The following is a 13279-nucleotide window of genomic DNA, read 5'->3' as shown; positions in this document are numbered from 1 at the left end:
CTCTCAACGTCAAAACTTCCACAATCGGGAAATTTGTGCCCATGGTACCACAACACCTTGTCCACAGCCACCGGAAGACTACAATATCGAGTTATAATTCTGGACGACTCTGTGGGTAAACTGTGGATAAGCACATCAATCTGATCAAACTGAGCGTCGGCTCGGATGGCGTGGAAAACCTGATCGAATGGCAGGCCCTGCGCCGCGCCCAGACAGCGGACGGTTTGCCCCGGCATGTCACCCGGATGTGGCCCAAACGCGACTCCGAGCTGCTGAACGGCGGATCTATCTATTGGGTAATCAAGGGCTTGGTGCAATGCCGCCAGCGCGTTTTGCGGCTCGACGAGGTGATCGGCGAAGATGGTATCCGCCGCTGCGCCATCGTGCTTGATCCTGAACTGCACCGCACCGCCCAGGCCCCGCGCCGCCCGTTCCAAGGCTGGCGTTATCTGCCGCCCGAAGACAGCCCGCCCGATATCGCGGCGCACCGGCAACAGGAAGAAGCGCTGCCAAGCGAATTGTCAGCGGCGCTGGCCGAAATCGGGGTGCTTTGACGCCGTATCGGGTCAGGGGCTCTGCCCCCATCGCGCGATGCGCGATGTCCCCGGGATATTTTTGAAAAGAAGAAGATAGTTTCTTCTTGTTTCGAATACTGCCGTTCGACCGGGGGCCGCGCAGGAGCGGCAAGAAACCGGCTTAATCGACCGCCAGCAGGTGACACAGCGCCTTGAGCGTCTGCCGTTCTTCGACGGTGACCGGGGCCACCCGTGACCGGAACAGCGTCGCCTGCGACTTCAGCACCAGCGCGTCGCTGAGAATCTTCAGGTGATTGGCCCGCAGCGTATCGCCGGTCGAGGTGATGTCGGCCACCGCCTCGGCGGTTTCGTTCTTGACCGTGCCTTCGGTCGCACCCTGGCTGTCGACCAGCTGATAATCGGCCACGCCGTGATCGCGCAGAAATTCCCGCACCAGTCGGTGATATTTGGTCGCCACCCGCAGCCGGAATCCGTGTTTTGCCCGAAATGCCGCCGCCACTGCATCAAGATCGTCCAGCGTGTCGACATCCACCCAGCAGGCGGGCACCGCGATGATCAGGTCGGCATGACCGAAGCCCAGTTCCGCCAGCGGTTCGACCTTCTGGTCCCACTGGCCCAGCTTTTCGCGAATCAGGTCGGTGCCGGTGACGCCGAGATGGATGCGCCCGGCGGCCAGTTCGCGCGGGATTTCCCCCGCCGATAACAGCACCAGTTCGATCCCGTCGATCCCGTCGACCCGGCCGGCATATTCACGGTCCGACCCGGTCCGGCTGAGCCATACATCGCGGTCACCGAACCATTCAAAGGTTTTTTCCATCAACCGGCCCTTGGAGGGCACGCCCAGCTTCACGCTCATTGTCCCGCCTCCAGTTCCAGCAACAGCCCCGGTCGCACCACCCCGCCCACGGCCGGAATTTCGGCGCCCTGCCCCAACACCCGGGTCAACGCATCATAGCGCCCGCCGGTTGCCACTGCGGGAAGATCGGGGCGATTTTCGGCATAGAAGCCGAACACGAACCCGTCGTAATATTCCATCGACGTGCGGCCATAGCTGGCTTCGAAGTCGAGCGCCGCAACATCCACGCCGCGCCGTTCGAGCGCAGCCATGCGCCGCGCCAGCCGGTCCACGGCAGGCCCAATGGCGGGCATATCCACCGCGATGTCGCGCAGCCGTTCCAAAGCATTGGGCAAGGTTTCACGAACCTCCAGGATCGCATCGAGCAACCCGACTTCGCGCTTTGATATCGGGGTCGCTTCGGCGTCGGATTTCAGCGCCGCGATCCGCGCCGCGATCTCGGCGCGCGACCGCAATCCGATATCGGGTCCCGCCTTGGCAAAGGGATCAGCGGCGGCCAGCAGCGCCTGACGCGTCGCCGGAACGGCTGTGCGCCCGGCATAGCGGTCCAGCAGGGCACGGAACCGGCGCGGGTGCCAGATATGACGCCGGAGCGCCGACTTGCGCGCCTGCGTCGTCTGCAACCCGTCGACCGCAGCCATCAGGATACCGATATCGCCGGTTGCGGCGCGCAACCCCAGTCCGCTCAAAGCGGATTTGATCACCGAAAACACCTCGGCATCCGAATCGATGGGATTGTGACGGTCGAACACCTCGTAGCCGACCTGGACATATTCATTGGCCCGGTCGGGATCGTCTTCCTGCCGCCGGAACACTTCTCCGGCATAGGTATAGCGCGCCGGTTCCGCGCCATAGGCCATATGCGCCTGCACCACCGGTACGGTGAAATCGGGCCGCAGCATCTGTTCGCCGCGCAGCGCGTCCGAAGTCACATAGGCGCGGGCGCGGATTTCTTCGCCATACAGGTCAAGCAAAACCTCGGCGGGCTGCAATATCGTAGTCTCGAAGACCTGCGCGCCCTCGGCCTCGAACGCAGCGCGTAGTCGTGCGGCTTCGGCCCGGATCCTGGCTTTGTCAGGCATCGGCCTGCCCTTCCAGAATCTCGCGTACCTTGGCGATCAGATCGGATCGGGGCACTTCGAACTGGCTCGGCCGTTCCTTCCATTCTTCCAACGTGGCGTTCTCGGCGATCTTGGCCCCGAGGATCAGGTCCTTGATCTGCACCACGCCGCGCTCTTTCTCGTCGGCACCTTCGATCACCGCCACCGGAGAATTACGCTTGTCGGCATATTTCAACTGGTTGCCGAAATTCTTCGGATTACCCAGATAGACCTCGGCGCGGATACCGGCGGTGCGCAGCTCGGCCACCATGGCCTGATAATCGGCGATCCGGTCGCGATCCATCACGGTGACCACGACCGGCCCCTGGGCCACCCCGTCCAGCCGTCCCTTGGCATGCAGCGCGGCCAGCAACCGGTCGACGCCGATGGAAATGCCGGTGGCAGGCACGGCCTGCCCGGTGAACCGCTTGACCAGATCGTCATAGCGCCCGCCGCCTGCGACCGATCCGAATTGTCGCGGCCGACCCTTTTCATCGGTGATCTCGAAGGTCAGCTCGGCCTCGAAAACCGGGCCTGTATAATAGCCTAGGCCGCGCACGACGCTGGGGTCGATGACGATCCGGTCGGGGCCGTAGCCCTGAGCGCCCAAATATCCCGCAATCTGGTCCAGCTCTGCGACGCCCTCCACCCCGACCGCGCTGTCGCCAACGGCGGCGTGCAGATTGGCCAAAGTCGCTATGTTATCGGCGCCTTTCGAGGTCAGGAAGCGGATCACCGGCTCGACCTGTTCCGCGCTCAGACCAACCCCGTCGATATAGGCACCCGAGGCATCCAGCCGCCCTTTGCCCAGCAGTTCGCGCACACCATGTTCGCCGACCTTGTCGAACTTGTCGATGGTGCGCAGAACCGCTTCGCGGGTCTCGCCCTGATCGACCCCCATCACCTCCAGCACGCCGTTCAAAACCTTGCGGTTGTTGACCCGCACCACGTAATCGCCACGCGGTATGCCGACCGCTTCGAGCGCGTCCGACAACATCGCGCAGACCTCGGCATCGGCGGCCATCGAAGCGGTGCCGACCGTGTCGGCATCGCATTGATAAAACTGGCGGAACCGCCCCGGCCCCGGCTTTTCATTGCGCCAGACAGGACCCATTGCAAAGCGACGGTAAGGGGTCGGCAGATCGTTGCGATGCTGGGCGTAAACGCGCGCCAGCGGCGCGGTCAGGTCATAGCGCAACGCCAGCCAGTCACCGCGACCATCTTCATCCGCTTCCTGCCAGGCGAAAACGCCCTCGTTCGGCCGGTCGACATCGGGCAGGAATTTCCCCAGCGCCTCAACCGTTTCCACCGCGCTGCTTTCCAGCGCATCGAACCCGTATCGATGATAGACCCCGGCAATCGTGCGCAGCATCTCGGCGCGCCCGGTCACTTCGGCACCGAAATAGTCGCGGAACCCCTTGGGCGTTTCTGCCTTGGGACGGGGGGCTTTTTTCTGCTTGGCCATCGTTTTGGGTCCTTGCCTTCAACTCGCGCACGGCTCTAGCGGATGCAGGCCCGAGGAGCAAGCTAGCACTGGCCCAACCGGCAGACAAATCCAGTTTCATCTGGGCAAGAATACCCTGAGGTGAATTGACCTATGGCCAAGAGGATCGAAGCCCACTGCCCCGTCACCCTAAACAAGAAACGCGGCCCCGAGGGGCCGCGTTTTGCATTCCTGGTATCTGAACTGATTACTCGGCCCAGTCCCACGGCCGGGTGAAGGCCCCGAGCACATGGCCGACCTCGTCGTCATGCACCACGCCGGTGCGTTCGACCCGCGCCACCAGCCCGCGTTTTTTATCGTCGACCACGCTGACCACCTTGGCGTTCAGCTTGGCTTCGTCCAATGCCGCGTTGTAAACCCGGGTGATCGCCCGTTTACGCAAATCGGGCTTGAACACCTTGCCGACGGCTGTTTTGGGCAACTCATCCATCACTTCGACAAATTTGGGCATCGCCGCGCGTTCATGCACGTGGATCTTGCAATGCTCCATCAGCTGTTCGCCAGTCACGCTGGCCCCGTCGACCAGTTCGACATAGGCGCAGGGCACCTCGCCGGCATGGGCGTCGGGCTGACCGATGGCCCCCGCGAAAGCGACATCGTGATGAACCAGAAGCGCCTCTTCGATTTCGGCAGGGTCGATATTGTGACCGCCGCGAATGATCAGGTCCTTGGCCCGCCCGGTAATCCAGATGTAATTATCGGGATCAATCCGGCCCAGATCGCCGGTGCGCAGATATTTGTCGAAATGGTATAGCTGCTTGTTCTTTTCCGCCTCGGTGTAGGTATTTCCAGACCAGACGCCGGGGTTGGAGATGCAGATTTCGCCAACCTCATCGGCGGCGCATTCAACCGGCTCACCGTTCACTTCCTTGAAAATGCGGACATCGGTATAGGGGAAGCGGATACCGACCGATCCAATCTTTTTCTCGCCACCGACCGGATTGCACGACACCAGACAGGTCGCCTCGGTCAGGCCATAGCCTTCGATGATGGTGACGCCGCTGGCCTTTTCAAAGCGGTTGAACAATTCCTGCGGCAACGGTGCCGAGCCCGAAAAAGAGGTTTTCACCGAAGATACATCAGCATCGACCGGGCGCTGCATCAGCGCCGAAATCGCGGTCGGGACGGTGATGATAAAGGTGATTTTCCAGCGTTCGATCAATTGCCAGAAATTGTCGAACACGCCCTCGCCGCGATACCCGGCCGGGGTTGGGAACACCACATGCGCCCCGGAAGTGACCACCGCCATCAAGATCACATGACAGGCAAAAACGTGGAACAGCGGCAACGGGCAGATCACCTTGTCTTCGGAGGTATAGAGCAGCGTCCCGCCCAACCAGCCGTTATAGATGATCCCGGAATAACGGTGCTGCGCCACTTTCGGCATGCCGGTGGTGCCGCCGGTATGGAAATAGGCGGCAACCCGGTCCCCGGTTGCATCGGCAAAGGCCAGCGAACGGGGATATTTTTTCAGAGTCTTGTTGAAATCCAGAACATCGGCGTGATGCCTGCCGCCTTCGCTTTTGGGCCGTACCAGCGGCACTATCCAGCTTTTCGGCGGGGTCAGGTAACGGTTCAGGTCAATTTCCAGAACCGTATGCACGCCCGGCGCGTGGCGCACCGCTTCGGCGGTTTTCTGAGACACGTCGGTTTTGGGGAAGGATTTCAGCGTGACCACGACCTTGGCCTTGGTTTCACGCAAAATCGCGCTGATCTGTTCCGGTTCCAGCAGCGGATTGATCGGATTGATGATCCCGGCGATCGCCCCGCCCAGAATGGTCAGGACGGTTTCATTGCAATTGGGCAGGACGCAGGCCACCACATCGGTTTCACCGATACCCAGATCACGAAACATGTTGGCGGCCTGACAGGTGCGGGCGTGCAATTCCGTCCAGCTGAGTGTTTCGGCCGGGTCCTTGGGGCCGCTTTGCAGCTGAAAGGTGACCGCATCGCGGTTGCCATGCGCGTCCTTAGTGCGTGTCAGCAACTGATACAGCGTCTTGGGCGCATCGCGGTCTTCCCAAGACATTTCCTGTTCGATAGCGATGGTATCTGCAATGGACGCAAACTGCATCTCTTTGTCCTCCCTCAATCGGCCCGTTCGGCCGTTTCCCCTTGGCTGCCAATGTGAAAGGGTTTTGGCAAACAAACAAGCCTGCCACGCACAGGCTTGCGCAACGTCAAAACCAAAAAAGGGCGTGAAGCACGCCCTTTTTTCCAGTTTATCCAAACGGTCTGAGGGGGGACTTCAAATCGCTTCGACAGCGCCGTCGGTAAACTGCAACCGCGCCAGCCGGGCATAGAGCCCGCCTGCGGCAACCAATTCGTCATGGGTTCCCTGCGCCACGACCTGGCCATCCTCCATCACCACGATCCGGTCGGCCTTCTTCACCGTTGCCAAACGGTGCGCCACGATGATCGTTGTTCGGTTCTTCGACAGCTCATCCACCGCCGCCTGTACCGCGCGTTCGCTTTCGGCATCCAGCGCGCTGGTGGCTTCGTCCAGCAGCAGAACCGGCGCATCACGCAAGATCGCGCGCGCGATGGCAATCCGCTGTTTCTGCCCGCCCGACAGCATCACGCCGCGTTCACCGACCTGGGCTTCATAGCCTTCGGGCAACTTCATGATGAAATCATGCGCAGCGGCCGCCTTGGCGGCGGCCTCGACCTCGGCATCGGTGGCATCGGGGCGGCCGAAGCGGATGTTTTCCCGCGCCGTGGTGGCGAAAATGACCGGGTCTTGCGGCACCAGCGCCAGATGTTTGCGGAATTCACCGCGTGCCATGTCCTTCAGATCGGTTCCGTCCAGTTCGATCCGGCCCGATTGCGGATCATAGAACCGCAAAATGGTTTGAATGATCGTGGTTTTACCCGCCCCCGAAGGCCCGACCAGCGCCACGGTTTCACCGGGACGAATATCCAGATCGACCGCGTCCAGCGCCGACACATCCGGGCGCGACGGATAACGGAAATTGACGGCGTCAAACCGGATATGGCCGGTCACCGGCACGGGCACCGGCACGGGGGTGGCCGCATCGGCGACGCTGTCTTGGGCGTGCAACAGTTCCACCAGCCGTTCGGTCGCGCCTGCCGCGCGTTGCAATTCGCCCCAGACTTCGGACAGTGCCGCAACCGACCCTGCCACCATCACCGAATAGATCACAAACTGAACCAGCGCGCCCGCGCTCATCGTGCCCGAACGCACATCGTTCGCACCAATCCACAGCACACCGACAACCCCGGCGAAGACAAGGAAGATCACAATCACGGTCATCACCGCCCGGGTGGCGACCCGGCGTCTGGCCGAAATATAGCTGGCCTCGGTCACATGGGCGAAATCGCACCGCGCGCCGCGTTCATTGGTAAAGGCCTGAACCGTCTGTACGCTCAACAGCGCCTCGGATGCATTGCCGGAACTTTCCGCGATCCAGTCCTGATTTTCCCGGCTCAGCTTGCGCAGCCTGCGCCCCAGCGTCAGGATCGGCACGATCACCAGCGGCACGATCAGTAGCACCAGCCCGGTCAGTTTGGCCGAAGTGAACAGCATCAGACCCAAGCCGCCGAACACGATCAGCACATTGCGCAGCGCCACCGAAATCGACGACCCGATCACCGACAGGATCAACGTGGTGTCGGTGGTGATCCGGCTCAGCACCTCGCCGGTCATGATGTTTTCGAAAAACGCCGGGCTCATCCCGATGATACGGTCGAACACCGCCTTGCGGATATCCGCCACCACCCGTTCGCCCAGTATCGTCACCAGTGAATAGCGCAGACCGGTGCCCAGCGCCAACAACGCGGCAAGCGCCAGCGCCGCGCCAAAATACTGATCTAGCAATGCGCCATCGGCACCGTTGAAATTATCCACCACCCGGCGCACCGCCAAGGGCAGGGTCAGCGACACGCTGGCCGTCAGCACCAGCGCCAGACCGGCACCAAACACCATCCATTTATAAGGGCTTAAAAACGGCCAGAGATCGCGCAATGCACCAACATGTTTGGATTTCTCGCGGTCCTCATTGACCGTGGTCGGGGTCCGGGCCATCGGCGTTCCTTTCCTGTCCTGCGCCGCCGGGTTTATGCGACACGGCGCGCGCGGGCAAGCGGCGCGACTGTCGCGGGGCAGAGATCACGTTTCACCGGATCACCGGCAGGATTGAGGCAAGACAAAACGAGAGCCGCATTTCCTGCGGAATTGGAAGATATAAACAACATTATTGCTTGAAAAATGGAGCATACTCCGCAACAAATATCTCATAATCCATCAGCCACCGGATAGTTTCCCATGCTTGACCAAACCGACCGAAAAATCTGCGCCCTGCTTCAAAACAACGCCCGCGCCTCCAGTACCGAAGTGGCCCAGGCAGTGTCACTGTCGGTATCAGCGGCCAATGAACGGATCCGGCGGCTGGCCGCGACCGGGGCAATTACCGGTTGGCGCGCCGCGCTAGCGCCGGATCGATTCGATGCCGCCCTGTGCGCTTTCGTTCTGATCGACATGGATTTCGACGGCGAAGACACCGCCGTCGCGGCCCTGTCGCTTCGCGATGAGGTGCAGGAACTGCACCATATCAGCGGCCCGCATTCCTATCTGATGAAACTGCGGCTGGCCGACACCAAGGCGTTGCAGAATTTTCTCGGGAATGTGGTGAAACCCCTGCCCGCTGTGTCGCGAACCGAAACCATCATCACGCTCGACACCGCCAAGGAAACCTCGGCAATAGCGATACCGGAGGGTGCAAATGGTTGAAATTTTTGTCAAAGGTCTGGGTGTTGGGCTGGCAATCGCCGCCCCGGTCGGCCCGATCGGATTGCTGTGTATCCGCCGCAGCGTTGCCGATGGGCGCGGCGCCGGATTGGCCACGGGGTTCGGCGCAGCGGCGGCGGATGGCACCTATGGGCTATTGGTTGCCGTCGGGGTGTCAGCCACCGGGGTGCTGACCCGCTATGCGACGCCGATGCAGTTGTTCGGCGGATTGCTTATCGCCTGGTTGGGCCTGATGACGCTGCGCGGTTTCTTCGCTGCCCGGCCCAAGGAAATCGCCGCGCCGCCGACCAAATCAGTGTTCAGCGCCTTTGCAACCACCTACCTGCTGACATTGTCGAATCCGACAACGGTTCTGGCCTTTGCCGGGATGGTTGCCGGGCTTGGCGCGGCGGCATCCGGCGCGGCGAACGCGGCTTACTGGTTGGTGGCCGGGGTGTTTCTGGGATCGGCCCTGTGGTGGCTGATCCTTGTTCATGCCGCGCTTTGGGCCCGGGCGCGGATCGCGCAGGACACGTTGCGCTGGCTTGACCTGATCGCGGGGACGATTCTGTTCGTTTGGGGGATCAGCCTGACATTTGGCGCGATCTGGGGATGACAACCCGAAGCGGGCGGCGGTTTGGCCGCCGCCTCAATCGCCTTGGCCCCGCCATCTGATCGCTAGTCCGCGACGAAAGGCTGACCTGCGAATTGCCCGATCACAACGCCGCTGGCTTCGAGCCTGCCGCGAACGCTTTGCGCGATATTGACTGCCGTCGGCGTGTCCCCGTGCAGGCAGATCGTATCGATCCGGGTGGGAATATGCGTGCCGCTTTCGGTGATGATCGCGCCGGCCTTGACCATTTCCAGCATTCGTTGCCCAGCGCGGTCGGGATCGTGAATGACGGCGCCGGGCAGGCTGCGATCCACCAGCGTCGCATCATCGTTATAGGCCCGGTCAGCGAAGATTTCGCAAGCGGTACGGCATTGCAAATCCTTGACCGCCGCATTCTGCTGCGTTCCGGCCAGCACCATGATGATGAGGTCGGGGTCGACATCCAGTGCCGCCCGGTAACAGGCCAGTGCCATCTGTTTGTCCTCGGATGCCATATTGGCCAGCGCACCATGCAGCTTGAGATGACGCACCTTCGCTCCGACCGATCGCGCGATCGCCTGCGCCGCGCCCAGTTGATAGCGTACGAGGTTGGCAAGGCTGTTCAGCGGCAGGGTCATCCGGTTGCGGCCGAAGCCCTGAAGATCGGCAAACCCCGGATGCGCACCGATCCCGACATTGTTTTTCGCCGCCATCGACATGGTCAGGCCCATCGTGTCCCAATCGCCCGCATGCATGCCGCAGGCAACATTGGCCGAACTGACCACTTCGAGAAGCGCTGCGTCGTTGCCCATGACCCAAGGTCCGAAGCTTTCCCCCATATCGGCATTCAGATCGACAGCAAGCACCATGGCTCAATCCTCTTCGTTTCCGGCGATAGCGCCGCTGATCAGTTGATAAGACAGCAAATCATGCATGTCGTATGGATCGCGCACCAATGGCGTCAACCTGCCCCTGAGCGCGCGGAGACTGGCATCGTGACGGCGTTCGGCTTCGACCGCTTCCTCCATCGTCACGAAACGGAACCGAAGGGTCGCTTGCGGTTGGGCCTGCGCCACCCGGGCCAGATCGCAGGGCAAAACGGTACCGATCCTCGGATATCCGCCGATGGTCTGGCATTCCGCCATCAGGACGAACGGCGCGCCATCGCCGGTGATCTGGATATCGCCGGGCACGATCACCTCTGACAACACGCTCAACCCGCCTTCGACAAGGAACCCGGGGCCGTCGAAATTCATCTTAACGCCCATGCGATTGCCACGCATATCCCGATGGAAAGCGGTGGCCTCAAAGGCGGCGCGGATGTCTTGCGGGAACAGGTCGGTTTGCAGGCTGGGCAGCACCCGCAACTCGCCACCGCCGAACCGATCCTCCGGCTTGAGCAACCGGCCAACCTCGTCGGATTTGTCAGTCCCGATCCGCAGCCTGTCGCCCGACCGCAAAACCGCACCGATCCCCGCCGAGAGATGCGCAGCACAGGACCCCAAGCTTGGGTCACAATCAAAGCCGCCTCCGACATGGAGGTATCCGTAGATGCCGGTTTTGGCGGCCCCGATCGACAGCACTGCCCCTGCTGGCAAGGTGTGGCTGACATTCCAGCGCACCGGCGTGCCGTCGATTGCCGCGCCCATCTCGGCACCGGTCAGCGCGATGCGCATATCCACGTCAGAGACGAATTCGCCCCCGACCCCGGCCATTTCCAGCGCCGCCAAATCAACCGGCTGCCCCAGCAAGGCCGCCCCTTCGGCGAGCGCGGTCATGTCCGCCGCGCCACCACGCGACAGCCCGTAAGCCAGATAGCCGTCCCGCCCGCGATCCTGCAGGGTCATCACCGGCCCTGCCCTGCGAATACTCAGTGTCCCGGTCATGTCAGCGTCTCGAATTCCGCGCCGCCATCTGGTCCCGAGGCGCGCATGTTCTCGTAGACCTCGCGCGATACCGGCGGGAACAACACCTCGTCCCCCGGGCGCAGGACAAAGGGCGTTTCGCTTTCGGGGCGGAACAGGCGGATCGCGGTTTGACCGACATGCCGCCATCCGGTCGGAGTAGAGACAGAAAACAGGACAAGCTGCCTGATCGCCACCGCCAGCGCGCCCTCGGGCACCTGCGGGGTCAGCGCCTGTTGCCGGGGAATGTCCCAGCGTTCCGGCAATTCCCCGAGATAGGGCTGCCCTGCCGCAAACCCGATTGTCTGCACCCGCACCCGCGCCTGAGACAGCGAACGGATCGCTTCATCCGGCGTCATCCCCGCCACCTTGGCGGCCTCGTCAAGCTGCGGCGCCAGATCGCCGCCGTAGACGGTCGGTATCCGCCACAAACGGCGCCCTTGGGGCAGCGGTTCGGCGTACCAATCCGTCCGGCCCAGAAGCTGCTGCAACCGCGCTTCGATGTCGGCATGGCTGCGCGCCAGCGGATCGAAGCGTAGAAAACAGGACAGGAGAGAGGTCGAGCTCTCTTCAACGCCGTCCCAGTTTTCCTTTTCCACCGCAGCACGGAACGCCAGCGCCGCGCGGTTCGCCGGTTCGTTGAGCCGGTCACCGAAGCTGACCAGCATTCCGTCGAATCCGACGGTCCGGATGCAGGGCCAACGGTCCTGCCCTGCGGCCTGTTTCATCCCCCCCTCAGCCATTACATGTTATCCGGCAAAAAGGTCACGATCTCGGGCACGGCAACGATGATCGCCAGTGCCACAAGCATGAGAAGGAAGAAGGGCAATGCCGCCCGCGCCACCGTCAGGATATTGCGGCCGGTCAGCGACTGCAGCACGAAAAGGTTGAAACCGACCGGCGGCGTGATCTGCGACATCTCCACCACGATCACCACGAAGATCCCGAACCAAAGCGGATCAATCCCAACCTTGAGCACCATCGGCATGATGACCGATGTGGTCAGAACCACGACCGAAATCCCGTCAAGGAAACAACCCATGATCACGAAGAACACCGTGAGCGCCGCCAAGAGCGTATAGGTCGACAGCCCCATCGAACCAATCCATTCGGCAAGAAGCCGGGGAATGCCGGTAAAGCCCATTGCGACGGTCAGGAAGGACGCCCCGGCAAGGATGAAGGCGATCATGCAGGACGTGACCATTGCCCCCATCAGGCCTTCGACAAAGCTCTGACGGGTCAGCGATCCGGATGACCACGACATGACCAGCGCAAGCACCACCCCCACGGCGGCCGCATCCGTCGGCGATGCGATACCTGCGTAGATCGACCCGATTACCCCCGCGATCAGCCCGATCACCGGCAGTAAGCGGCGGGAATGGTAGAGCTTTTCGCGCAAGCTGTAGCGCGCGCCTTCGACCGGCAGGCTGTCGCGGTTCATCACGCCCCAGATGATGACATATCCGACGAACAACGACACCAGCAGAAGCCCCGGCAAGATGCCCGCCACGAACAGGCGCGCGATGGATTGTTCGGTCGCCACGCCGTAGACGATGAGGATGATCGACGGCGGGATCAACAGGCCCAGCGTCGCCGACCCTGCCAGCGTGCCGATCACCATCTTTTCGGGGTAGCCCCGCTTTGACAGCTCGGGGATCGACAGTTTTCCGATCGTCGCCGCCGTTGCCGCGGACGATCCCGACACCGCCGCGAAGATGCCGCAACCGAAGATATTCACATGCAAAAGCTGCCCCGGCAGCCGGCTCATCCACGGTGCCAATCCGGTGAACATGTCTTCGCTCAGGCGCGACCGGAACAGGATTTCGCCCATCCAGATGAACAGCGGCAACGCGGCCAGCGCCCAGGAATTGCCGTGCCCCCAGATCGTCGTGGCCATGACAAGCCCCAGCGGCGCGTCGGAAAACAGCATCATCGCCGACATGCCCACGGCCAGCAGCGACAGCGCCACCCAAAGCCCTGATCCAAGCAAGATAAAGAGCAGGACGAAAAGAATGATGGAAAGTGTCAGAACGCTCATGG

General features: G+C 62.0%; 12 protein-coding genes. 3 read left to right on the top strand and 9 right to left on the bottom strand.

Annotated elements, in window-relative coordinates; translation table 11 throughout:
* The first annotated feature begins 122 nt into the window (after positions 1 to 122).
* On the top strand, positions 123 to 554 hold the full coding sequence (locus VOI23_RS12680) for a DUF1489 domain-containing protein (RefSeq protein ID WP_323785223.1): 432 nt from the start codon (positions 123 to 125) through the stop codon (positions 552 to 554).
* A 142-nt stretch (positions 555 to 696) separates the two neighbouring features.
* Here the strand turns inward: VOI23_RS12680 and hisG are convergent, their stop codons facing one another.
* From hisG to VOI23_RS12655, 5 genes are all read right to left on the bottom strand, one after another.
* Complete coding sequence (gene hisG, locus VOI23_RS12675) at positions 697 to 1392, bottom strand: ATP phosphoribosyltransferase (protein WP_323785222.1); 696 nt, start codon at positions 1390 to 1392, stop codon at positions 697 to 699.
* Positions 1389 to 2474 (bottom strand): ATP phosphoribosyltransferase regulatory subunit, encoded by a 1086-nt coding sequence (locus tag VOI23_RS12670; RefSeq protein ID WP_323785220.1) that lies wholly within the window; start codon positions 2472 to 2474, stop codon positions 1389 to 1391. The genes hisG and VOI23_RS12670 overlap by 4 nt, the downstream gene beginning before the upstream one ends.
* Positions 2467 to 3957 carry a histidine--tRNA ligase gene (gene hisS / locus VOI23_RS12665; RefSeq protein WP_323785219.1) on the bottom strand — a complete coding sequence of 497 codons (1491 nt, stop codon included), beginning with the start codon at positions 3955 to 3957 and terminating at the stop codon, positions 2467 to 2469. The genes VOI23_RS12670 and hisS overlap by 8 nt, the downstream gene beginning before the upstream one ends.
* 226 nt (positions 3958 to 4183) lie before the next feature.
* Complete coding sequence (locus tag VOI23_RS12660; protein ID WP_323785218.1) at positions 4184 to 6070, bottom strand: acyl-CoA synthetase; 1887 nt, start codon at positions 6068 to 6070, stop codon at positions 4184 to 4186.
* 174 nt (positions 6071 to 6244) lie between these two features.
* The gene (locus VOI23_RS12655; protein ID WP_323785217.1) at positions 6245 to 8041 is read right to left on the bottom strand and encodes an ABC transporter transmembrane domain-containing protein; all 1797 of its coding nucleotides are present in this window, start codon (positions 8039 to 8041) and stop codon (positions 6245 to 6247) included.
* 240 nt (positions 8042 to 8281) lie between these two features.
* Here VOI23_RS12655 and VOI23_RS12650 point away from each other — a divergent pair, with 240 nt between their 5' ends.
* Together VOI23_RS12650 and VOI23_RS12645 are read left to right on the top strand one after the other, a co-directional pair.
* Positions 8282 to 8746 (top strand): Lrp/AsnC family transcriptional regulator, encoded by a 465-nt coding sequence (locus VOI23_RS12650; RefSeq protein WP_323785216.1) that lies wholly within the window; start codon positions 8282 to 8284, stop codon positions 8744 to 8746.
* A complete protein-coding gene (locus VOI23_RS12645) occupies positions 8739 to 9359 on the top strand; it encodes a LysE family translocator (RefSeq protein WP_323785215.1) in 621 nt (206 codons plus the stop codon). The genes VOI23_RS12650 and VOI23_RS12645 overlap by 8 nt, the downstream gene beginning before the upstream one ends.
* Before the next feature lie 62 nt (positions 9360 to 9421).
* Here the strand turns inward: VOI23_RS12645 and VOI23_RS12640 are convergent, their stop codons facing one another.
* The 4 genes from VOI23_RS12640 to VOI23_RS12625 are packed head-to-tail and all read right to left on the bottom strand — an operon-like array spanning position 9422 to position 13277.
* Positions 9422 to 10204: a 5-oxoprolinase subunit PxpA gene (locus VOI23_RS12640; protein ID WP_323785214.1), complete on the bottom strand. Its 783-nt coding sequence runs from the start codon at positions 10202 to 10204 to the stop codon at positions 9422 to 9424.
* 3 nt (positions 10205 to 10207) lie between these two features.
* Positions 10208 to 11221 carry a biotin-dependent carboxyltransferase family protein gene (locus VOI23_RS12635; RefSeq protein ID WP_323785213.1) on the bottom strand — a complete coding sequence of 338 codons (1014 nt, stop codon included), beginning with the start codon at positions 11219 to 11221 and terminating at the stop codon, positions 10208 to 10210.
* Complete coding sequence (locus VOI23_RS12630; protein ID WP_323785212.1) at positions 11218 to 11982, bottom strand: allophanate hydrolase subunit 1; 765 nt, start codon at positions 11980 to 11982, stop codon at positions 11218 to 11220. The genes VOI23_RS12635 and VOI23_RS12630 overlap by 4 nt, the downstream gene beginning before the upstream one ends.
* On the bottom strand, positions 11982 to 13277 hold the full coding sequence (locus tag VOI23_RS12625; protein WP_323785210.1) for a TRAP transporter large permease subunit: 1296 nt from the start codon (positions 13275 to 13277) through the stop codon (positions 11982 to 11984). Before VOI23_RS12625 ends, VOI23_RS12630 begins: the two co-directional genes overlap by 1 nt.
* Positions 13278 to 13279 lie beyond the last annotated feature (2 nt).

Source organism: Thalassovita sp. (assembly GCF_034670005.1).
Lineage (GTDB): Bacteria > Pseudomonadota > Alphaproteobacteria > Rhodobacterales > Rhodobacteraceae > Thalassobius.
The sequence above is the reverse complement of the archived record's forward strand: the minus strand, read 5'-3'. Positions and strand labels throughout refer to the sequence as shown.